The sequence below is a fragment of the Pseudomonas sp. DNDY-54 genome, from assembly GCF_019880365.1.
GTDB lineage: Bacteria > Pseudomonadota > Gammaproteobacteria > Pseudomonadales > Pseudomonadaceae > Stutzerimonas > Stutzerimonas stutzeri_P.
Genome location: NZ_CP082271.1, coordinates 736,824 through 759,323 on the forward strand (window position 1 = coordinate 736,824; position 22,500 = coordinate 759,323).

Annotated in this window: 20 protein-coding genes; 15 read left to right on the forward strand and 5 right to left on the reverse strand. The window is 58.3% G+C overall.

Features of this window, described 5'->3' with window-relative positions; translation table 11 throughout:
* The first annotated feature begins 76 nt into the window (after positions 1–76).
* The 4 genes from K4O48_RS03570 to K4O48_RS03585 all read left to right on the forward strand — a co-directional run bounded on the left by K4O48_RS03570 (position 77) and on the right by K4O48_RS03585 (position 4,440).
* A complete protein-coding gene (locus K4O48_RS03570) occupies positions 77–2,527 on the forward strand; it encodes a Lon protease family protein (RefSeq protein ID WP_222910722.1) in 2,451 nt (816 codons plus the stop codon).
* Positions 2,528–2,698: 171 nt separating this feature from the next.
* Positions 2,699–3,034: a hypothetical protein gene (locus K4O48_RS03575; protein ID WP_222910723.1), complete on the forward strand. Its 336-nt coding sequence runs from the start codon at positions 2,699–2,701 to the stop codon at positions 3,032–3,034.
* Positions 3,035–3,201: 167 nt separating this feature from the next.
* Entirely contained in the window at positions 3,202–3,690 is a 489-nt protein-coding gene (locus K4O48_RS03580; protein WP_222910724.1) for a TIGR00645 family protein, read from the forward strand.
* A 132-nt stretch (positions 3,691–3,822) separates the two neighbouring features.
* The gene (locus K4O48_RS03585; RefSeq protein WP_222910725.1) at positions 3,823–4,440 is read left to right on the forward strand and encodes an FKBP-type peptidyl-prolyl cis-trans isomerase; all 618 of its coding nucleotides are present in this window, start codon (positions 3,823–3,825) and stop codon (positions 4,438–4,440) included.
* Between the two features lie 8 nt (positions 4,441–4,448).
* Here K4O48_RS03585 and K4O48_RS03590 read toward each other — a convergent pair whose 3' ends face one another.
* Complete coding sequence (locus K4O48_RS03590) at positions 4,449–4,676, reverse strand: hypothetical protein (RefSeq protein ID WP_021209790.1); 228 nt, start codon at positions 4,674–4,676, stop codon at positions 4,449–4,451.
* A 155-nt stretch (positions 4,677–4,831) separates the two neighbouring features.
* Positions 4,832–5,800, reverse strand: coding sequence for a polyprenyl synthetase family protein (locus K4O48_RS03595; protein ID WP_222911974.1), 969 nt, complete (start codon positions 5,798–5,800; stop codon positions 4,832–4,834).
* 248 nt (positions 5,801–6,048) lie between these two features.
* Between K4O48_RS03595 and rplU the strand changes: the two genes are divergently transcribed.
* The 5 genes from rplU to K4O48_RS03620 all read left to right on the forward strand — a co-directional run bounded on the left by rplU (position 6,049) and on the right by K4O48_RS03620 (position 9,730).
* A complete protein-coding gene (rplU, locus tag K4O48_RS03600) occupies positions 6,049–6,360 on the forward strand; it encodes a 50S ribosomal protein L21 (protein WP_003302133.1) in 312 nt (103 codons plus the stop codon).
* A gap of 35 nt (positions 6,361–6,395) precedes the next feature.
* Positions 6,396–6,653, forward strand: coding sequence for a 50S ribosomal protein L27 (rpmA, locus tag K4O48_RS03605; protein ID WP_025240448.1), 258 nt, complete (start codon positions 6,396–6,398; stop codon positions 6,651–6,653).
* Between the two features lie 163 nt (positions 6,654–6,816).
* Positions 6,817–8,040 (forward strand): Obg family GTPase CgtA, encoded by a 1,224-nt coding sequence (gene cgtA, locus K4O48_RS03610; RefSeq protein WP_222910726.1) that lies wholly within the window; start codon positions 6,817–6,819, stop codon positions 8,038–8,040.
* Positions 8,041–8,144: 104 nt separating this feature from the next.
* Positions 8,145–9,263 carry a glutamate 5-kinase gene (gene proB / locus K4O48_RS03615; protein WP_222910727.1) on the forward strand — a complete coding sequence of 373 codons (1,119 nt, stop codon included), beginning with the start codon at positions 8,145–8,147 and terminating at the stop codon, positions 9,261–9,263.
* Positions 9,264–9,271: 8 nt separating this feature from the next.
* Positions 9,272–9,730, forward strand: a complete 459-nt coding sequence (locus tag K4O48_RS03620; RefSeq protein ID WP_222910728.1) for a CreA family protein — start codon at positions 9,272–9,274, stop codon at positions 9,728–9,730.
* 109 nt (positions 9,731–9,839) lie between these two features.
* On the opposite strand, the gene rpsT is transcribed toward K4O48_RS03620, so the two are convergent.
* Positions 9,840–10,118, reverse strand: coding sequence for a 30S ribosomal protein S20 (gene rpsT / locus K4O48_RS03625; RefSeq protein WP_003281567.1), 279 nt, complete (start codon positions 10,116–10,118; stop codon positions 9,840–9,842).
* A gap of 216 nt (positions 10,119–10,334) precedes the next feature.
* On the opposite strand from rpsT, the gene murJ reads away from it, so the two are divergent.
* The 6 genes from murJ (at position 10,335) to ispH (ending at position 17,970) form a co-directional block, all read left to right on the forward strand.
* Positions 10,335–11,882, forward strand: a complete 1,548-nt coding sequence (murJ, locus tag K4O48_RS03630; protein ID WP_222910729.1) for a murein biosynthesis integral membrane protein MurJ — start codon at positions 10,335–10,337, stop codon at positions 11,880–11,882.
* An 84-nt stretch (positions 11,883–11,966) separates the two neighbouring features.
* Entirely contained in the window at positions 11,967–12,917 is a 951-nt protein-coding gene (ribF, locus tag K4O48_RS03635) for a bifunctional riboflavin kinase/FAD synthetase (protein WP_222910730.1), read from the forward strand.
* Position 12,918: 1 nt separating this feature from the next.
* Positions 12,919–15,750, forward strand: coding sequence for an isoleucine--tRNA ligase (gene ileS / locus K4O48_RS03640; protein ID WP_222910731.1), 2,832 nt, complete (start codon positions 12,919–12,921; stop codon positions 15,748–15,750).
* A gap of 177 nt (positions 15,751–15,927) precedes the next feature.
* Positions 15,928–16,431: a signal peptidase II gene (gene lspA / locus K4O48_RS03645; RefSeq protein ID WP_222910732.1), complete on the forward strand. Its 504-nt coding sequence runs from the start codon at positions 15,928–15,930 to the stop codon at positions 16,429–16,431.
* A complete protein-coding gene (fkpB, locus tag K4O48_RS03650; protein ID WP_222910733.1) occupies positions 16,424–16,861 on the forward strand; it encodes an FKBP-type peptidyl-prolyl cis-trans isomerase in 438 nt (145 codons plus the stop codon). Before lspA ends, fkpB begins: the two co-directional genes overlap by 8 nt.
* A 164-nt stretch (positions 16,862–17,025) precedes the next feature.
* Positions 17,026–17,970: a 4-hydroxy-3-methylbut-2-enyl diphosphate reductase gene (ispH, locus tag K4O48_RS03655; protein ID WP_222910734.1), complete on the forward strand. Its 945-nt coding sequence runs from the start codon at positions 17,026–17,028 to the stop codon at positions 17,968–17,970.
* Between the two features lie 81 nt (positions 17,971–18,051).
* Here ispH and K4O48_RS03660 read toward each other — a convergent pair whose 3' ends face one another.
* On the reverse strand, positions 18,052–18,501 hold the full coding sequence (locus tag K4O48_RS03660) for a type IV pilin protein (RefSeq protein ID WP_222910735.1): 450 nt from the start codon (positions 18,499–18,501) through the stop codon (positions 18,052–18,054).
* Positions 18,498–22,484, reverse strand: a complete 3,987-nt coding sequence (locus K4O48_RS03665) for a pilus assembly protein (RefSeq protein ID WP_260523693.1) — start codon at positions 22,482–22,484, stop codon at positions 18,498–18,500. The genes K4O48_RS03660 and K4O48_RS03665 overlap by 4 nt, the downstream gene beginning before the upstream one ends.
* Between the last annotated feature and the right edge of the window lie 16 nt (positions 22,485–22,500).

A 22,500-nucleotide genomic window follows, 5' to 3' on the forward strand; every position in this document is an offset into this window, starting at 1 on the left:
CTTGCAGGCGCGCGGAGGCATCGCCAGAATGGCGGCATCAATCGTGGTCACCAGGCCACCCCAGCAAGGATTTCCAATGCCCGAAACTGTCGCTGCCGGCTTGCGCTTGGCGCCCGAAGCGTTGACCCGTCCCTTCGAACCCAGTCAGTTCGACTTCAAAACCACGGATGAGCTGGAGCCCTTCCTTGGCGTGCTCGGCCAGGAACGAGCCGTTGAGGCACTGCAGTTCGGCGTGGCAATGCCGCGTCCCGGTTATAACGTCTACGTAATGGGTGAGCCGGGTACCGGGCGGTTTTCGTTCGTGCGGCGGTATCTGAAAGCCGAAGGCAAACGGCTGGATACGCCGTCCGACTGGCTTTACGTGAATAATTTCGACGAGCCGCGCGAGCCGCGTGTGGTGGAGTTGCCACAGGGCGGCGCCGCTGAATTCATCGCCGACATTGGTCAGTTGATTGACAACCTGATGGCAACCTTTCCGGCGGTGTTCGAGCACCCGAGCTTTCAGCAGAAGAAGAGCGCTATCGACCGCGCCTTCAATCAGCGTTACGACAAAGCCCTGGATGTGATCGAAAAGCTCGCCTTGGAAAAGGAGATTGCGCTCTACCGCGACAGTACGAACATCGCCTTTACGCCCATGAAGGATGGCAAGTCGATGGACGAGGCGGAATTCGCCCAGTTGCCGGAGGCGGACCGTGAGCGCTACCACGAAGACATCTCGGCGCTGGAAGTCCATCTGAACGAAGGGCTTGCCAGCCTGCCCCAGTGGAAGCGCGAATCAAGCAACCAGCTGCGCCAGCTTAATGACGAGACCATCAGCCAGGCGTTACAGCCCCTGTTGGCGCCGTTGTCGGAGAAATATGGTGAAAACGCCGGCATCGAGTCCTACTTGCAGGCCGTGCAGGTCAACCTGCTGAAGACAGTGGTCGAGCAGCTGGTCGACGAAAACCGTCCCGACGCGCAGACCCGCCAGCTGCTCGAAGAGCAGTACAGCCCGAGCCTGGTGGTCGGGCATCCGCTCGACGGCGGTGCGCCGGTGGTGTTCGAGCCGCATCCGACCTACGACAACTTGTTCGGCCGAATCGAGTACAGCACCGATCAGGGCGCGCTTTACACCAGCTATCGTCAGTTGCGGCCGGGCGCGCTGCACCGTGCCAATGGCGGCTTCCTGATGCTCGAAGCGGAAAAAATGCTCAGCGAGCCCTTCGTCTGGGAAGCGCTCAAACGCGCGTTGCAGTCGCGTAAGTTGAAGATGGAATCACCTTTGGCCGAGCTTGGGCGACTGGCGACGGTGACCTTGAATCCGGCGGTCATACCGTTGAACGTCAAGGTGGTGATCATCGGCTCGCGGCAGCTGTATTACACGCTGCAGGATCTCGATCCCGACTTCCAGGAGATGTTCCGGGTGCTGGTGGATTTCGACGAGGAAATCCCGCTGGCCGAAGACAGCCTCGAACAGTTCGCCCAGTTGATGAAAACGCGGACTTCGGAAGAGGGCATGGCGCCTTTGACGGCGGCTGCGGTGGCACGACTGGCAACCTACAGCGCTCGCCTCGCCGAGCATCAAGGGCGGCTGTCGGCGCGTATCGGCGATTTGTTCCAGTTGGTCAGCGAGGCTGATTTCATCCGCCAGCTGGCCAAAGATGAGGTGACCGATGTCGGTCACATCGAGCGCGCTCTGAAAGCCAAGGCAACCCGCACGGGCCGCGTTTCGGCGCGCATTCTTGAAGACATTCTCGCGGGAGTGATCCTGATCGACAGCGAAGGCGCGGCGATCGGCAAGTGCAACGGTTTGACGGTGCTGGAAGTGGGTGATTCGGCATTCGGCATGCCGGCGCGCATTTCCGCGACTGTCTATCCGGGCGGGTCGGGCATCGTTGACATCGAACGTGAGGTCAATCTCGGTCAGCCGATTCACTCCAAAGGCGTGATGATCCTGACCGGTTTCCTCGGCAGCCGCTACGCCCAGGAGTTCCCGCTGGAAATTTCGGCCAGCATCGCGCTGGAACAGTCTTATGGCTATGTCGATGGGGACAGCGCTTCCCTTGGCGAATGCTGCGCATTGATCTCCGCCATCTCGCGCACGCCGTTGAAACAGTGCTTCGCCATTACCGGTTCGATCAACCAGTTCGGTGAGGTCCAGGCGGTCGGCGGTGTGAATGAAAAGATCGAAGGGTTCTTCCGCCTCTGTGAAGCTCGCGGGCTGACCGGCGAGCAGGGCGCGATTATTCCGTTCGCTAACGTCACGACCCTGATGTTGGACGAGCGCGTGCTAGAGGCGGTGCGTCAGGAGCGGTTCCACATCTATGCGGTACGTCATGTAGACGAAGCGCTGTCGCTGCTGGTCGGCGAAACAGTTGGGGCGGCGGACGAGGACGGTCGTTTTCCGAAGGGCAGCGTTAATGCGCGGGTGGTGGAGCGTTTGCGCGACATTGCCGAGATTGAGCTCGAAGAGGATCACCGCAGCGATGCGGCCTCGCCTGAAGAAGTGTTGGCGGCGGCGCAGGCAAAAACAGCCGGTCAAAGCTAGGTCAGCGTTGACCAATAACTGGACGGAACGATACGGGCGGCGGCGGGTCTGCAATGGAGGAGAGCTTCCACTCTCTATCCACATGGTTATCCACAACTTCTGGGGATAAACAGGTTGGCCCGCTGATGCCGTCAGGGCGATCGGGCGCGACCTAGCGCGAGGATCGCCGTCATGTCTCATACACTCTGTCTGAACCGCCAGTGCCTGGGCCTGGTAACCCGTATCGAATGCATCATCCGGCCCTTGGCGGGCGGCAACGGCCTGTGGACGCTGCTCTGCGCAGCCGGTATCGATGCAGGCCAACCGACGGCGATTAAAGTGCAAGGCCCATTTCACGGCCCCCGCGAGGCTGAGTCGGTGCTCAAGGCGATTGCCGATAACCTCTACGGGCAGGGCTATAGCGAATCCGACAGTCCTTCGATCTGGCAGCTGCACATGCAGGCGGAGCTGCGCAAGGTCAATGCCAATCAGGCGCGCTATCTCGGCGGCTGGGAATCCAGGACCTAGCGCTAGCGCGACTCGCGCTTGAGTCGCGCTCGTGTCCTCGGGTGCTCGGCGGACGCTCGTGAGCTTTTCTTATCCACAGGAAAAACATGCTGTCACAGCCCCTTCTTGAACGCGGCTTTACGCTGCGTATACTCGCCTGCCGGTATTCCCGCCTTTAGTGAGAACAGATGGAACGCTTGATCGAAAACACCATGTACGCCGCGCGCTGGCTGCTGGCGCCTATCTATTTCGGCCTGGCGTTCGCCCTGCTGGCGCTGGCCATCAAATTCTTTCAAGAGATCTGGCACATCCTTCCGGTCGTGCTTTCGTTGAGCGAGGGCGATCTGATCCTGAAGCTGCTGTCGCTGATTGACATGGCGCTGGTGGGCGGCCTGTTGGTCATGGTGATGCTCTCCGGTTATGAGAATTTCGTGTCGCAGCTGAATGTTGATGAAGGCAAGGAAAAGCTCGATTGGCTGGGCAAGATGGACTCCGGCTCGCTGAAGATGAAGGTTGCAGCTTCGATCGTGGCGATCTCGTCGATCCATTTGCTGCGCATGTTCATGGATGCCCAGCAGCTCGAAAGCGAACAACTGATGTGGTACGTGATCATTCACCTGACCTTTGTTTTTTCCGCGTTCGCCATGGGATATCTGGACAAGCTCACCAAGCATTGACGCTGCTCCAAGCGGCGGTGCGGAGCGCAGTCGCTCCGTGCGGCCGATCAGGTGCTTCGCCGCGTGTCGCATTCGGTGAATAAACCCGAGGCTGTGCTAGGCTGTCGGCCCTTTTTTCAGCGGAGCCCAGGCATGTCTGACCTCAATCTATCGACCGACGAAACGCGTGTGAGCTATGGCATCGGCCGTCAGCTGGGCGATCAGCTGCGCGAGAACCCGCCGCCGGGCATCAGCCTGGATGCAGTGATTGCCGGTATTCGTGATGCATTCAGCGGTGCGGCCAGCCAGGTGGGCCCGGAAGACCTGAACGCCAGCTTTGCCGTGGTTCGCGAGCGTATGCAGGCCGAAGCACAGCGTAAGGCGGAAGCCGCTGCGGGCGAGGGTCAGGCTTTTCTCACCGAAAACGCGAAGCGCGAGGGCGTTATCACCCTGTCGTCAGGTCTGCAGTACGAAGTGCTGACGGCGGGCGAGGGCGCGAGGCCCAGTGCGGAAGATCAGGTGCGTACCCACTATCACGGCACGTTGATCGATGGGACCGTGTTCGACAGCTCCTACCAGCGCGGTCAGCCGGCCGAATTCCCCGTAGGTGGCGTCATTGCCGGCTGGACTGAAGCATTGCAACTGATGGGTGTCGGCAGCAAATGGCGCCTTTACGTGCCGAGTGAACTGGCCTACGGCGCCCAAGGTGTTGGCAGCATTCCCCCGCACAGCGTGCTGGTGTTCGATGTCGAGTTGCTGGCGGTACTGTAAGCACACCGCTACGGGCGCAACGCCCGGGCATACGAGAACAGGAACAGGTTGCGTACCTGCTCCTTGAGCACGCAGGGTTCGCTGGTGCTCAGCTCCTGCAAGTCCAGATCGCCCTGGTCGCGAAGCTCGTCCAGGGCATCTCCCTCCAATGAAACGCAGACCGCGCCGGTATTGCGGTCAAGTATCCGCAAATAAGGTTGCGGGCGATCCAGCCAGGCGTCGATCAGATAAGTCATGCGAACCTCCAGTTGATTTCCTTAATGATAATAATTATTATTTGCAAAGATGCAAGCGCAAAGATTCTCGCAAGCGATCAACGGAGATCGAGCTGCGTTAGTGTCTGAGTAAGTACAGGAAAGAGGGCGCGTGGCGCGCCCGTCGGTGACGTGTGTTAGTGCGTGCGGGCTACAGCGAAACGGCTGAGTTCCACCAGCGCGTCACGGTAGGGATTTGCCGGGATGAGTTCGAGGCAGGCAATCGCGCGATCGGCATAGTCGCGAGCCATGCGCGCGGTGTAATCCAATGCGCCGGACGCCTCGACTGCCATGCGGATTTTCTCGAGATCCTCAATGCCACCTTTCTGGATCGCCTGGCGTACCAGTGAGGCTTGCTCGGCCGTGCCCTCACGCATGGTGTAGATCAATGGCAGCGTTGGCTTGCCTTCAGCCAGGTCGTCTCCCACATTCTTGCCCAAGGTTTCGGCATCGCCCTGGTAATCGAGCAGATCATCAACGAGCTGGAACGCGATGCCGAGGTAGTCACCGAAGTTACGCAGTGCTTCGCGTTGCTCGTCATTGGCGCCTGCCAAAGTAGCAGCGCTATGCGTCGACGCCTCGAACAGCATGGCCGTCTTCCCACGAATGACTTCCATGTAAATTTCTTCTGTGGTGCTGGCATCGCGAACCTTGGACAGCTGCAGCACTTCACCCTCAGCGATGACTCGGGTCGCCTGAGAAATGATGCGCATGACCGGCATAGAGCCAAGGTCGACCATCATTTCGAAAGAGCGTGCATATAGAAAGTCACCGACCAACACGCTAGGAGCATTGCCCCAGAGAGCATTAGCCGTGGAGCGGCCGCGTCGCATGCCGGACATGTCGACGACGTCATCGTGTAGCAGCGTCGACGTGTGAAGAAATTCGATAATGGCAGCCAGCAGGCGCAGCTGTTCACCTTTCAGTCCCAGCGCATTCCCGCTGAGCAGAACCAGAAGGGGACGAAGGCGTTTGCCGCCGGCCGAGGTAATGTAATCCCCGATCTTTTCCACCAGCGGTACGCGAGACGTCAGCTGGTTGCGGATAATGCCGTCAACGGCGGCAAAATCTTCAGCCACTACTTGGTAAAAGGCCTGGGGTTGCATCGGGGACCAGTACTCCTCGGAGATTGCGCGGCATGCTATGGGGCGGGTCATGCAGTGTCAAGGCAAGGCCCGGCGGCTATTGCGTAGGGTCAGGTGGATGCGTACAATCGCGGACCCTGAACTTTCCCCCTGGGCATTTCCCTGCCTTACGCAATTGCAAGGGCGTCCTTTCCGGCCCCGAGCAGCCATGCCAGCCTCCAACTATTTCACTTAAGCGCTGGGTGAGCAGGATCAACGGAGATACACAGATGTACGCAGTTATCGTTACCGGCGGCAAGCAATACAAGGTCGCCGAAGGCGAATACCTCAAGATTGAAAAACTCGAAGTTGCCACTGGCGAAGCCGTCACTTTTGACCGCGTTCTGCTGATCGGCAACGGCGACGACGTAAAGATCGGCGCTCCGGTGGTCGATGGTGCCAAGGTCACTGCTGAAGTGATCGCTCAGGGCCGTCACGACAAGGTCACCATCATCAAATTCCGCCGTCGTAAGCACCACATGAAGCGTCAGGGCCACCGTCAGTGGTTCACTGAGGTCAAAATCACCGGCATTCAGGGCTAATCGGGCCTGAATCCCCTTATAGGAGTATTGAACTCATGGCACACAAAAAAGCTGGCGGTTCTACCCGCAACGGTCGCGACTCAGAAGCCAAACGTCTTGGCGTGAAGATGTACGGCGGCCAGGTCATCAAGGCTGGCAACATTATCGTGCGTCAGCGCGGTACCCAGTTCCATGCCGGTTACGGCGTTGGTATGGGCAAGGATCACACCCTGTTCGCGAAAGTGGAAGGCGTGATCAAGTTTGAAGTGAAAGGCGCTTTTGGCCGTCGCTACGTGAGCGTCGTCGCAGCCTAATCGCGACGTTGCTGGAAAAGCCCTGTCATGCGACGGGGCTTTTTTGTTTCTGTATCCTCTGTAGGGCTCTTGCAAAACACTGCTGTGCTCTCACTATCGCTGGGTTTTGCAAGACCCTTATGTTCCTGTTTTCTAGCCCGTCCTTGCGGCGGGAGGCGTTCCCATGAAATTCGTCGATGAAGTATCGATTTTTGTAAAGGCCGGCGACGGCGGTAACGGCATGATGAGCTTCCGCCGTGAGAAGTTCATCGAGAAAGGCGGTCCCAACGGGGGCGATGGCGGCGATGGCGGGTCCGTGTATCTGGAGGCTGACGAGAATCTCAACACGCTCGTCGACTACCGTTACACCCGCCGCTTCAATGCGCCCAATGGTCAGAAGGGCGGCAGTACTGAATGTACGGGTGCCAAGGGCGACGATCTGATCCTGCCGGTGCCGGTCGGCACCACGGTGATCGATGCCGCTACTCAGGATGTGATAGGTGACCTGACCAAGGCGGGTCAGCGTCTGCTGGTGGCGCAGGGCGGCTGGCATGGTCTGGGCAATACCCGCTTCAAGTCCAGTACAAACCGCGCGCCGCGCCAGACCACGCCGGGCAAGCCTGGCGATGCTCGCGATCTGAAGCTGGAGCTGAAGGTTCTGGCTGACGTCGGTCTTCTCGGTTTGCCTAATGCCGGTAAAAGCACCTTTATCCGCTCCGTATCGGCTGCCAAGCCGAAAGTCGCTGACTACCCATTCACCACGTTAGTGCCGAACCTTGGCGTGGTCAGTGTTGGTCGCTACAAGAGCTTTGTGGTTGCTGACATTCCTGGCCTTATCGAAGGTGCGTCCGAGGGCGCAGGGCTTGGCATCCGTTTCCTGAAGCACCTGGCTCGTACGCGCCTGCTGCTGCACCTCGTAGACATGGCGCCGCTGGATGAAAGCGATCCCGCCGATGCGGCTGAAGTGATCGTGAGCGAACTGGAAAAATTCAGCCCGGCATTGGCGCAGCGCGATCGCTGGCTGGTGTTGAACAAGGCTGATCAGCTGCTTGAGGAGGACCGCGAAGAGCGGGTTCGCCAGGTGGTCGATCGTCTCGAGTGGACGGGTCCGGTTTTCGTGATCTCCGCGCTGGAGCGCGAAGGTACCGAGGAGTTGACTCAAGCCATCATGCGTTACCTGGATGAGCGCACGTTGCGTATCAGCGAGGAGCCCGCCTTTGCCGAAGCGCTTGCCGAGCTCGATCAACAGATCGAAGACGAGGCGCGTGCACGCTTGCAGGAGCTCGATGATCAGCGCGCGCTGCGCCGTGCTGGCGTCAAGGCGGCCGCTGAGGCTGATGACGATGACTTCGATGATGATGACGATGACGATGATGAAGGCGGCGCAGAGATCTTCTACGTCCGCTGAGGTTCGTTCGTGTTGCTGCACATCTGTACATGATTGATTGTCGAGCCACGCTGCGTGGCTCGTCGCGAGTGGTTTGGCCGGATATCGAATAGAAGGCGGGATCGATGCGGGACAAGGTGAGCGGCGCTCGGCGCTGGGTGGTAAAGATCGGCAGCGCGCTGCTGACCGCCGATGGGCGTGGGTTGGATCAGGCGGCCATGGCGGTCTGGGTCGATCAGATGGTCTCTCTGCGCGATGCAGGTGTAGAACTGGTGCTGGTGTCGTCCGGTGCGGTTGCGGCCGGCATGAGTCGTCTCGGTTGGACCGCTCGACCCAAGGCTGTCCATGAGCTTCAGGCCGCGGCCGCAGTCGGGCAAATGGGGCTGATTCGCGCCTGGGAAACCAGCTTCGCGCGTTGCGATCAGCAAACCGCGCAGATCCTGGTCACCCACGATGACCTCTCGGATCGCAAGCGTTATCTCAACGCCCGCAGCACTCTGCGCACATTGATCGATCTGGGTGTGGTGCCGGTCATCAATGAAAACGATACGGTGGTAACTGACGAAATTCGCTTTGGTGACAACGATACCCTTGCCGCGCTGGTAGCAAATCTGGTCGAGGCTGACCTTTTGGTCATTCTCACTGACCGAGATGGCATGTTCGATGCGGATCCGCGCCACAACCCCGACGCCAAGTTGATCAGCGAGGCGCGGGCCGATGACCCTTCGCTTGATCTGGTGGCAGGTGCTACGGGTGGGGTGTTGGGACGAGGTGGTATGCAGACCAAGCTGCGCGCGGCTCGATTGGCGGCTCGATCAGGTGCGCACACGGTTATCGTGGGCGGGCGCATCGAGCAGGTGTTGGCGCGCCTCAAGGCTGGCGACAGGCTGGGAACGTTATTGGCGCCTGAGTGCAGTCGTCACGCTGCTCGCAAGCAATGGCTTGCCGGGCACCTGCAGACCCGTGGTGTCGTTACTCTCGATGCTGGAGCGGTTCATGCACTGAGGCAGGGTAATCGCAGCCTGCTACCAGTTGGTGTCAAGGCGGCGCAGGGTGGCTTCCGCCGTGGCGAAATGGTGGTATGCGCCGGCCCGGATGGGGAGGAAGTGGCTCGGGGCCTGGTCAACTACAGTGTCGCTGAAACCCAGCGGATTCTCGGGCACTCCTCGGACGAAATCGAGAAGCTGCTCGGGTATGTTGATGAGCCTGAGCTCATTCATCGCGACAACATGATCCTGGTATGAGGTGCTCAATGCGATTGGCAAAGGCTTTGATGGTATTGCTCGCTTTGCCGACGGTGAGCATGGCGCGTGAAGTGGGTGAGGTCGATACGGTCTTCAAGTGGCTCGGCCCCAATCACAAGATCGCCGTCGAGGCATTCGATGATCCCAAGGTGGATGGGGTCACCTGCTACCTATCGAGGGCGAAAACCGGCGGTATCAAGGGTGGGCTTGGCTTGGCGGAGGACCGTGCCGAGGCATCCATTGCCTGCCGTCAGGTTGGCCCGATCCGCATGGAGAAGAATCTCAAAGACGGCGAGGTCGTTTTCAAGGAGCGGACTTCGCTGGTGTTCAAGACGATGCAGGTAGTGCGTTTCTTTGATGAGGCTCGAAACACGCTCGTTTATCTGGTTTACAGCGATCGAGTGATCGAGGGTAGCCCGCAGAATGCGGTAACCGCGATTCCAATATTGCCGTGGGTCCAGCCGTAACGTCTTCGAGATTGTGGGTCGCGAGCTGCTTCGCTGAAGTAGCCAGCTGCATCTAAATGCAGACACAAAAAAACCGGCCGAGGCCGGTTTTTTTCAAGAGCGTGCAGTTTTAGGCTGCAGCAGCTTCGCCGAGGGCCTTGATGTGGCCGTTCAGGCGGCTTTTATGCCGGGCTGCTTTGTTCTTGTGGATGATGCCTTTGTCGGCCATACGGTCGATTACTGGCACGGCTGCGGTGTAAGCAGTACGAGCTTTATCCAGATCTTTTGCATCAATGGCTTTGACCACATTCTTGATGTAGGTACGAACCATGGAGCGCAAGCTGGCGTTGTGGCTGCGACGCTTCTCAGCCTGAATTGCGCGTTTTTTGGCGGAAGGGCTGTTGGCCACCGTCGAACTCCTCGAAAACGTGGGATTACAAAGCAAACAAGGCCGCGAATCATGCCGATGCGGCGATGGCTTGTCAAGCCTGCTTAGAGATTGATCATGCTGGCCGGACAGAAGGGCTGCCGCTAAACTCGCGGCCTCTTTATCTGTCGTAATTGCCCGTCGATTCCAATGGCCTGCGCCATTGCGGAACCTCTGCAGCAACTTCTGGGAAAACAAATGTCCGAGACATCCGGTAAAGGCGGATTATTGCGTTCCAGCGCGGTAGTCAGCGTCATGACGCTGCTGTCCCGAGTGCTGGGCATGGTACGCGATATGGTGGTGGCGAGCTACTTCGGCTCTGGCGCGGCGGCGGACGCATTCTTCATCGCGTTCAAGATTCCAAACTTTCTGCGCCGCCTGTTTGCCGAAGGGGCATTTGCCCAAGCTTTTGTCCCTGTTTTGTCCGAGTATCGCACCAAGCGCACGCTGCTCGAGGTCAAGCTGCTAGTCGACCGCACGGCGGGCATGCTCGGCCTGATACTGACGGGCATCACGGCGATAGGGGTGCTAGCTTCACCGTACGTGGTAATGCTTTTCGCGCCAGGTTTTCATGACGACCCGGCCAAGATGCAGCTTGCCGGCGAGCTGTTGCGTATCACCTTCCCTTACCTGCTGTTGATTTCGCTTACCGCCTTTACCTCGGGCGTGCTCAATACCTATGGGCACTTCGCGGTTCCCGGCTTCACGCCGGTATTGCTCAACGTGTGCATGATCACGTCCGCGGTGTTCCTGACGCCTTATTTTGATCAGCCAATCATGGCGCTGGCCTGGGGCGTGTTCATAGCCGGCTTCGCCCAGTTGGCCTTCCAGCTGCCGTACGTTGCCAAGCTGGGCCTGCTGCCAAGGCCGCGCGTCAAGTTCGGTGACGAGGGGGTGCGGCGGATCATGATGCTAATGGTCCCAGCGCTTTTCGGGGTGTCGGTCAGCCAGATCAATCTTCTGCTCGATACCGTTCTCGCTTCGTTTCTTCAAACCGGCAGTGTGTCCTGGCTGTATTACGCTGACCGACTGTCGGAGCTGCCGCTGGGTGCGTTTGGTATCGCCATAGGCACCGTCATTCTGCCGAGTCTTTCCCGCCAGCATGCCGGGGAAGACCCCAAGGCCTTTTCCAATACGCTTAACTGGGCACTACGAATGGTGCTGCTGGTGGGCATTCCTGCGGCGCTCGCCCTGGGTATTCTGGCCGAGCCGCTGATTGCCAGCCTGTTTTTTTATGGTGCTATGAGTGAAGAAGCGGTCGTGCAGTCGGCCAATGCTCTTGAGGCTTACTCGCTCGGTGTTCTGGCCTTCATGCTGATCAAGGTATTGGCGCCGGGCTTCTTCGCTCGTCAGGATTTGAAGACGCCGGTACGGGTGGCGATCATTTGCATGATCGCCAATATGGTGATGAACCTGATCCTGATCTGGCCACTCAAGCACGTCGGTTTAGCGCTGGCGACCTCCCTCTCGTCCATGCTCAATGCCGGGCTGCTGTTCTGGGGGCTGTACCGTGTCGGTGTCTTTCAGTTCGCGCCGGGCTGGGCTGTCTTCCTGTTGCGTCTGGCTGGCGGCTGTACGGCGATGGTGGCTGTGGTTTGGTGGCTGAATGCGCCGTCGGTCGAATGGTTCGCGTGGAACTGGCAGCAGCGAGCGCTGCAGTTGGCACTGCTGGTTTTTGCGGGGCTGGGCGCATTCGCGGTTGCGCTGGTTTTGCTTGGTTTGCGGCCGCGCCATCTGCGCCACTGATCGAAGGCTTAAGCGGATGGCAAACCTGTCCGCGACTGCTGGCTCATGCGTATAATCGGCGACTTTTCAAGCAAGAAGTGCGGTATGCAGCTGGTTCGAGGTCTTCACAACCTGCGGCCCCGACATCGGGGCTGTGTCGCCACTATCGGCAATTTCGACGGCGTTCACCGGGGGCACCAGGCCATCCTGGCGCGGCTGCGTGAGCGTGCGGCTGAGCTGGGTCTGCCGAGTTGCGTGGTGATATTCGAGCCACAGCCTCGTGAGTATTTCGCGCCAGACAAGGCGCCCGCACGTCTGACCCGGCTGCGCGAGAAGCTGCAACTGCTGCATGATCAGGGTGTCGATCTTGTGCTGTGCCTGGCCTTCAATCGTCGCTTGCGCGAACTCAGCGCCGCCGAGTTTGTTCATGCGACGCTTGTCGAGGGGCTTGGGGTCAAACACCTTGAGGTCGGCGATGATTTCCGCTTTGGTTGTGATCGAGCCGGCGACTTCAATTTTCTGATGAGGGCGGGCGTCACCGAAGGCTTTACTGTCGAAGCGGCGACCACTATCGAAGTCGATGGCGAGCGGGTGAGCAGTACGCGGCTGCGACAGGTGCTTGCCGAGGGCAACTTGGCGCTGGCCGAAAAGCTACTCGGTCGGCCATTCAGCATCACCGGGCGGGTCATGCACGGTCAGGCGCTTGGGCGCCGGCTAGGCGCGCCGACTGCCAATATCCAGCTCAAGCGCAAGAATACGCCGTTGAGCGGTGTGTTCATGGTAAGTACCAGCGTGGATGGGCAGACGCAGCCTGCGGTTGCCAATATCGGCATGCGGCCCTCGGTCGAAAGCGATGGCAATCCGCACCTGGAAGTGCATCTTTTGAATTATCAGGGCGACCTCTATGGTCGCCTGTTGTGTGTGACCTTTCACCATAAGCTGCGTGATGAGCAGCGCTTTGCCTCGCTGGAGGCACTCAAGTCGGCGATCGAAGCGGATATCGCCGCGGCTCGCGAATACTGGCGGGCTTCACCCTTTACCACGAGTCAGGACTGAAATGACCGATTACAAAGCGACCCTCAATCTGCCATCCACGGCATTTCCGATGAAGGCCGGTCTGCCACAGCGCGAGCCGGAGATCCTGCAGCGCTGGAACAGCATTGACCTCTACGGGAAGCTGCGGCAGATCGGTGAAGGTCGCCCGAAGTTCGTCCTGCATGACGGCCCGCCGTATGCCAACGGCAGCATTCATATCGGTCACGCGGTAAACAAGGTCATCAAAGACTTCATTGTCCGCTCTAAGACCCTGGCCGGATTCGATGCGCCATACGTACCTGGCTGGGATTGCCATGGTCTGCCGATCGAACACAAAGTCGAGATCACCTTTGGCAAGAACCAGCCGGCAGACCTGACCCGCGAACGTTGCCGCGCCTACGCCGCGGAGCAGATCGAAGGGCAGAAGGCTGATTTCATCCGTCTCGGCGTGCTCGGCGAATGGGACAACCCCTACCGCACCATGGATTTCGCAAACGAAGCCGGTGAAATCCGTGCGCTGTCCAAGATGGTCGAAGGTGGGTTTGTCTTCAAAGGTTTGAAGCCAGTGAACTGGTGTTTCGATTGCGGCTCGGCGCTGGCCGAGGCTGAGGTCGAATACCAGGACAAGAAGTCCGATGCCATCGACGTTGCCTTCCACGTAGAAGATGCGGATAAGCTGGCGGCGGCCTTTGGCGTCGATGCTTTGGCCAAGCCGGCAAGCATCGTCATCTGGACAACCACGCCCTGGACCATTCCGGCCAACCAGGCGCTCAACGTTCACCCGGATTTCGTATACGCACTGGTCGACACTGGCGACAAGTTGCTGGTGCTAGCCGAGGAGCTTGTCGAATCCAGTCTGGCCCGGTACGAGCTGCAGGGCGAGATCATCGCCCGCTGCGAAGGGAAGGCGCTGGAGCTGATCCGCTTCCGCCATCCTTTCTACGAGCGCTTCGCGCCGGTGTATCTGGCTGATTACGTTGAAACGGGTGCTGGTACTGGCATCGTTCATTCGGCACCGGCTTATGGTGAAGACGACTTCCGCTCCTGCAAGCATTACGGCATGGAGAATGATGACATCCTCAGCCCAGTGCAAAGCCATGGTGTCTACGTATCAGACTTGCCGTTCTTTGGCGGGCAGTTCATCTGGAAGGCCAATCCGGCGATTGTCGAGAAGCTGCGTGAGGTGGGCGCGCTGCTCAAGCACGAGTCGATCCAACACAGCTACATGCATTGCTGGCGCCACAAAACGCCCCTGATCTACCGCGCCACGGCGCAGTGGTTCGTCGGCATGGACAAGGTGGCGCATGACGGCAGTTCGCTGCGGCGTCGGGCGCTGGATGCTATCGAGCAGACCCAGTTCGTTCCCGCCTGGGGTCAGGCGCGGCTGCATGGCATGATTGCCGGGCGACCCGACTGGTGCATCTCACGTCAGCGCACCTGGGGCGTACCCATCCCGTTCTTCCTGCATAAGGAGAGTGGCGAGCTGCACCCGCGTACAGTCGAACTCATGGAGTCGGTTGCGCAGCGGGTGGAGCAGGGCGGCATCGAGGCCTGGTCGAAGCTGGACGCAGCCGATCTGCTGGGAGACGAAGCGGCGCAGTACGAAAAGATCAGCGATACGTTGGACGTCTGGTTCGACTCCGGCACCACACATTGGCACGTGATGCGCGGCTCGCACCCGATGGGCCATGAAAGCGGCCCGCGTGCGGACCTCTATCTCGAAGGATCAGATCAGCATCGCGGCTGGTTCCACTCATCGCTGCTGACCGGTTCGGCGATCGACGGCCACGCGCCCTATAAAGGGCTACTGACCCATGGCTTCGTGGTCGACGAGAACGGTCGCAAGATGTCCAAGTCGCTGGGCAACGTGGTTGCACCACAGGAAGTCACTGATAGCTTGGGCGCCGATATCCTGCGCTTGTGGGTCGCCTCGACCGACTATTCCGGTGAGATGGCGGTTTCCAAAGTCATTCTGCAGCGCAGCGCTGACTCCTATCGACGCATTCGCAACACCGCCCGCTTCCTGCTCTCAAACCTTGACGGTTTCGATCCGGCGCAGCATCTGGTGCCGGCCGATCAGCTGATCGCACTGGACCGCTGGGCCATCGACCGAGCCCTGCTGTTGCAACGGGAGATTGAAGAAGCCTACGGCACTTATAAGTTCTGGAATGTCTACCAGAAAGTGCACAATTTCTGCGTACAGGAACTGGGCGGCTTCTACCTAGACATCATTAAAGATCGTCAGTACACCACCGGCGCCGACAGTCTGCCTCGCCGCTCTTGCCAGACCGCTCTGTATCACATCGCCGAAGCGCTCGTGCGCTGGATTGCGCCAATCCTGTCGTTCACTGCCGACGAAATCTGGCAATACCTGCCGGGCTTGCGTAACGAGTCGGTGATGCTCAACACCTGGTACGACCGCCTCAGCGAACTGCCGTCCGACGTTGAGCTGGGTCGCGAGTTCTGGGACCGTGTCATGGCGGTGAAAGCCGCAGTCAACAAGGAACTGGAAACCCAGCGCGCAGCCAAGACCATTGGCGGAAACCTGCAAGCTGAAGTCGTGCTGTATGCCGAAGACTCACTGGTGAGCGATCTCACCAAGCTGGGTAACGAATTGCGCTTCGTGCTGATCACTTCTGCCGTGACGGTGGCGCCACTTGCCACTGCACCGGCTGAAGCGGTACAGAGCGAACTGGCCGGCCTCAAGCTCAAGATCAGCAAGACGGATCACGCCAAGTGCGGTCGGTGCTGGCACCACCTGCCTGACGTCGGTACCCATGCCGCGCATCCGGAGATCTGTGGCCGCTGTGTTGAAAACATCGAAGGCGCTGGTGAGGTCCGCCACTATGCGTGACGAGCTTATGCCCATCCGCGGCGAACGCTCGGTGCCCATTGTAGGGTGGGCTTCAGCCCACCACTGGCAGCGCCAACGATTTGTCTCTGAGCAAACGCGGACCGTTTCTCGCACCACTTGCTACATTGGCACTTCTACGGGGCGCGTGGCCCGCCACGCTCTTCCGGGGGCGGCAGAATGACCTCGCGTTTCGGCAAGCTCACCTGGCTCTGGCTGAGTGTGCTGGTGATCGCGCTGGATCAAGCAACTAAGCATTACTTCGAGGCTAACTTCAGCCTGTACCAGAAGGTTGACGTCATTCCGGACTATTTCGCCTGGACATTGGCTTACAACACGGGCGCGGCGTTCAGCTTCCTCGCGGATCATTCGGGCTGGCAGCGCTGGCTGTTCGCTGCCATCGCGCTGGGCGTCAGTGCGGTTCTGGTCGTCTGGATGAAGCGTCTGAAGCCAGCGGAAACCTGGCTCGCGGTTGCGCTGGCGTTGGTATTGGGCGGGGCGCTGGGCAATCTTTATGACCGTGTCGTGCTTGGTCATGTCGTCGATTTCATCTTGGTGCATTGGCAGAACCGCTGGTATTTCCCGGCGTTCAATATTGCCGACAGCGCCATCACCATCGGCGCCTTGATGCTGGCGCTGGACATGTTCCGTAGCAGTAGAACGGGAGAAACGGTTAATGACTGAACAACGCATCGGGCCGGACATGCAGGTCACCCTGCACTTCGCGCTCAGCCTGGATAACGGCGAGCAGGTCGACACCACCTTCGACAAGCAGCCGGCGACATTCAAGGTCGGCGATGGAAATTTATTGCCAGGATTCGAACAGCAGTTGTTTGGACTGAAGGCGGGTGACAAGCGCACCTTTCAGATTGCACCTGAGCAGGGCTTCGGTCAGCACAACCCGCAGAACGTGCAGACCATGCCGCGCAGCCAGTTCGAGGGCATGGAGCTGTCCGAAGGCCTGCTGGTGATCTTCAACGACGCGGCCAAGACGGAGCTGCCGGGTGTGGTTAAAAGTTTCGATGATCGACAGGTTACCGTTGACTTCAATCATCCGCTGGCCGGAAAGTCGCTGACGTTCGACGTGGAAATATTTGAGGTCAAGCCGGTCTGAGTATCGGCTCACGTAAGTAAGCTGCTTGTTGTAGGAGCCATCGTAGGGTGGATCACGCCCACCGACCCACCGTAGGCCGCAATGGTGGATGTAAAAGCGCCAACCACCCTACGGGTCTTAAATCTCCATCCATCCCGCGTGCCGCGCGCATCGAGATACCCGCCATGCAAATTAAACTCGCCAATCCTCGTGGCTTTTGTGCCGGTGTCGACCGTGCCATCGAAATCGTCAACCGTGCGCTCGAAGTGTTCGGCCCCCCGATCTACGTACGGCACGAAGTTGTGCACAACAAGTTCGTCGTAGAAGATCTGCGCGAGCGCGGGGCTATTTTCGTCGATGAACTCGATCAGGTTCCGGACGGCTTCATCGTCATATTCAGTGCCCATGGCGTATCCCAGACCGTGCGGATGGAAGGGGAAAGGCGCGGCCTTAAGGTATTTGACGCCACCTGCCCGCTGGTGACCAAGGTGCATCTGGAAGTGACCAAGTACAGCAGAGAAGGGCGCGAGTGCATTCTCATCGGCCACGAAGGCCATCCCGAAGTTGAAGGCACCATGGGCCAGTACGATTCCAGCAACGGCGGCGCCATCTACCTGGTGGAAGACGAAGAAGATGTTGCAAAGCTGCAGGTACGCAACCCCGATGCGCTGGCCTTCGTTACCCAGACCACGCTGTCCATGGATGACACCAGTCGAGTAATCGACGCACTGCGCACACGCTTCCCGAGCATCGGCGGCCCTCGCAAGGATGACATCTGCTACGCCACCCAGAATCGCCAGGATGCGGTTAAACAGCTGGCTGCCGAGTGCGACGTCGTGCTGGTCGTCGGTAGTCCCAACAGCTCTAACTCCAATCGCCTCCGCGAGCTGGCCGAACGCATGGGGACACCCGCCTACCTGATCGATGGGGCCGAAGACCTCAAGCGTGAATGGTTCGAGAACATCGACCGAATTGGCATCACCGCCGGCGCCTCAGCCCCCGAAGTGCTGGTGCGCGGCGTGATTGATCAGCTCCGAGAGTGGGGCGCGACCGGGACGGATGAGCTGGATGGTCGGCCGGAGAATGTTACGTTTTCCATGCCGAAGGAGTTGCGGTTGAGGCAGGTGTAAGCAGTGGTTGGCGGTTACGGCCTCGGTTTAAGGTGGCCGTATCGCAACTGGTAAGAGCTGAAAGTACGCTCCGTATGCAGATCAACGCCAGCACTCTGCTACCTTCTTCTTGGCGGCTGCGTTTTTTGTCTCTAGTTCATTGACAGCACCACGAATGCCTATCGCGTTGAGTACTAGATCGCCACATTTGCCATCGCCGAACTGCTGCGTCGCCGTGAGAGTATAGCCACCACCACCTCCAGCCACGGTAAGGGTGTATTTCCCCGTATCAGAGGTCACGGTGGTACCAATAGTATTGCGGAGCCCGAGCTTGGCTATATCTGCTGCAGCGGTCACGTAACCATTGGTTTGCGCATAGAAACGCTCCTGCCGAGCAGCGGCCTCCTGCAGCAACGCCATGCCCTCTGCTCGCTTGCTGCGATTCAGATATTCCGTGTAGTTCGGGTAGGCGATGGAGGCGAGGATGCCCAGGATTACCACCACGATCATCAGCTCTATCAGGGTAAAGCCTTGCTGTTGAGCCCTGCTCATTGAAACTCCTCCGGGACAATATGCCAGCTTTGGCGGCCGCTGCTATTGGGGTCATCACCGACAGTCGCTGGATCGGCCGCCCCGTCGCTGCCGAATACTAGGTTGCCAGGTGCCAGAGTGAAGCCGCCAAGTGCGGGGAAGCGCATACCAGATACGACGGTCTTGTCGAACTCATCGAGTTTATCCACGATACGGTCTGCGTTGAGGTCGAGCACGTTAAAGCGCGTGCGCCCGCCACTGTAGGCATCAACAGCGTATAGCCAGGTGTCAGCGCCAGCCTGGCAGGGGTCCTGATTGGGTGTCAGGCTGCTTAGGAACAAGATAGAGCCGCTGGCGGTCATGTTGTTGATGATCATCTCTCCTTCAAGCTTGTCATCAACTGCCATATCCAGAGCCCAGCCCCAATGGACAACATTTTTGTCGTTGTGTAGAGGGTTCGGAATATTCGGATCGTCGTCCTGGTCTTCAAGATCCTTGTACCACGTCGGTGTTTTGTTACTGAGCAAGCGGATATCTCGCGTAACGTTTGTTCCGTTTTCATCGATCGTTGCGTTGTTCTGCTGTGCAGTAAAGCTTTGGTCTTCCAGATTTGCGCGGGAACCGGCGGTCTTTGTGCCACTACTGGTCGTCTGTCTTTTTGTGTGGCGATCCCAGATCCCATAGAGCGTCATAGCGCGGCTGGTATCGACGTTTGCATCACTATGCTCGAAGTACTTACCCGTACCCACCAGCACTAGGTAGCCGTGGCTGGAGGGGTGGCGTACAAGGGATGGCTGAACGGTGATCGGCTGACGCCTGCCGTCTTGGCTATCAGTTGCAATGAATAGCGGTTTTTCGCCGTAGGCCAGCTTGAAATCAGCGACTGTAGTCGTCTTTACGTCGGAGAGATAGCGATTGAAAGGATCGCTGATCGTCGTTTGTTGGCCATTCGTAGTTATTACAAATTCGGTCGAGTCGGTTGACTTGACCAGGTCGAAGCGCCACAGGTTACCCTGCAGGTCACCCGCATAGGCATAGTCCGCGAGGCCGTCGCCATTGTTGTCTGCGCCGCGTACGCTGGAAAGTCCGTTGGGAAAAGTGACATTATCAACAACTACTTCAGGTACGGTGATCTTCTTGATCAACTCGCCCGTCTTGATGTCAATGATCAGAAGCGCCGCTCTGTCGTTGCTGCTGTCATAGCCGTTGCCTTGCAGGACTGCCCACTGGCCGGTGTGCAGGCGCACGATTTCTGGCTGGGCAAAGGTGTAGCCAAGGTCTTCATCGGTGGTCGAGTCGAACTCCCACAGCAGCGTTATGTTTTCCGGATCGGTAACGTCTAATGCGAACAGAGCCTTGCCACCAGCGCGCAGGCTGCCGACGAGTACGGTGCGCCAGCCTTCTTCATCGCTCAGATAGACGTCGCGCACGATAGGCGTACCGTCGACGAAGTACTGGTGCTCACCGCCGCTGTAGTTCTTGCCTGTCAGGCGGTAGAGGTTCTTGATCACCTCGGTGGGAATAAAGGCAAACTCTTCGACGCCGGTAGCGGCATTGAAGCCATGTAGCATGCCGTCGTTTCCGCCGACATAGATCATCTCCTTTCTGCCTGATACGGCACCTGTATCAGGGTCGGTGATCGCCTTCCGATTCGCCTCACGAAATGCGGCGTAGCTTCTGTAATCGCTTCTGTCTGGTTCCTCGATGGAATCCGCCAAATAAGCCAAGTAGGCAGGCGTGCCAACCACCACGGGACTGGAATTGATGATGTCGCCAATTACGGTGCTGCTGTTGCGTCGACGGAAACTCGTCTCGCTATCACCTTCGAGACTACGGCTGCCACGGATATAATCCACCCGGGCCGCGCCGCGGTTATCCTTCGCGCCCACCAGACTCTCGGGATTGATATTGAGGGATTCTTGTAAATCGCCAAGATTTTCCCAGTTAAAAGCTTGTAACTTGCCGCTTGTTGTCGCTGAGCCAGCGATCATCATCTTACGGTTATTGGGGCTGTTGGTTGTGCTGGTCCACAGGGTATCTGTCTGGCCGGCAGACAATCTGGTCTTGCTCAGTACGCCGCTCCAGTCCTCGCTGGAAAATTGGGTTGCGTAGACATTGCTTTGCAGCGAGCCGCCCCCATTTTCGGTCACGAAAGAAGCCGATACGGCCGGGCGGGCTGCGGTCGTGGTGCGGTCGGCGATGCGGTTGAGGATGTCCTTGAAGGCCTTAACCATATCGTCTGGGCTATCAACGCTGAAAAACTCGCCTCGGGAGTTGATTGCGGCGTGCCATAGGTCGTAAACGTTCTTGGCGTCGCTTTCCGATGCAGCAGGCCATTTGGCGTCGCCTTCTGCCAGGCGGTTATATCCCGGGCCGCTAAAGGTATCGCTCGTCCAGGGAATACCAGCCGCATTCAAAGAGTTGCTCAAGCCCAGGCCCATGGTGTAGTTGACCATGTGCTGCCAGGTGGCAGGGTTGTTGCGCGGGTCCCAGAACTGTTTCTCCGCGTCAGTATTTTTGGTGTGGACATAAGGTTTCAGCTCATTGGCCAGCGAGCTACGCAGATCGGTAGCCCAGTAGTGCATCGCTATGTCGGCCAGCGTTCCGGTCGTGGTTCTCGCATCGTTGCCGAACGGTGGCCTCTTTCCGTCGTAACCGTATGCCATATCCCCGGTGGCGCCTGGGGTGAAAGAGGCGCCGTCATGTCTGCCTATGCCGCTGGGGAATGTCTTGTCGTTCCACATGCCATCAGTCATTAGTACATGGAAGCTTGGGCGGCAGGCATGTACCGGGTTAGTAACAGTAGACCCTCGGCCTCCGTTACTGGTGATGGGGTTGGGTGTATGAGCCCAAGAAGTAGCCGTTGTGTAAAACTCCCCGGCCCGCTTGGTTGCAGCCAGTAACGGCGTGCTGCTGTTGAACTTTACGCCTGCAAGCCAGTTGAGAAAGTTGGCTTTGTGACGCGGGCTGAACTCCCGGAAGTAGTTTGTACCGCAGCCGCTGGAGTTCAAGTCGTCGCATACATCCAATGTTTGCCAGGTGAGCCGTGCTGAGGAGGCTAGGTCATTAAAAGCCAAGTTAGCAGCGCTGACGGTCGCTAAGGCGCGAGTTCGATAGAATGAATACCAAATGGCAAAGTTTTCTCGTTCGTCGGCGCCGTCGGTGCCGGAGTTCTCGGAAACAAAAACCAAGCTATGGCATGCCTCATTGCTTTTGTCTTTATCACATCCGGGAGCTAATTGGTCATAAATGTAATAGTAAGCGGGAACAGATGTACGGCTTCTGTTCAGAGTTATTCTGAATTCGTTACCCCAGTTTCCGATGCGTAAGCAGGTGATTCCGGATGTGTTGGGAGATACAGTGCAACTGTTTCCGCGTCGGGTGAAAGTGTGTGTTGTGCCTAGCATCTCTCGCGTGACTAGCGATCCGGCTGTTAGCGTTATATCTGCAGAGCTACCAAAGTCTAATTCTGGGTTCTCTGAGAGGTTGTAAATGTACCCTGTTGGGTTTCCATAGTTCGCGTAGTCACTATAACTGTAGCTTATGGATTGGTCCGTATTGAAGTTCCAAGAGACGCGGTAGTTGTTGCTTAGGTTTGTTGTTCCATAAGAAGGTTGAAAGCCATTGTGGTAGGCGCTGGTAAAGCTGGTGCTGTAGCCGGGCGCGGCTGTAGAGCCGTCGCTGTTAAGTTTTACCGGGAGGCGATATATGACGTCAGGGTTGTAATACATTGGGTTGGTGCTGGCGGACATCCCTCGGCGTTTATTACGCAGGTTGCCACCGCTGCCTTCTCGGCCTGCATCATCAGGCGCGAAAGCCCAGCGCATACTGCCGGAATCATCCAATGTGAAAACCAGGTTGGGCGCCACTGTCTCGCTCAATATCAGTGGCTTCTGACTGACACTCAGTGCTGCTGCGCTTGCACTCAGGGTTCCGGATAAATAGAGCATAAAGCCCAGCGTGCTCAACAGGCTTTTTGTCAGGAAAAAGGGGTGTGTGTTCATGGTTTTCCCTATGAAT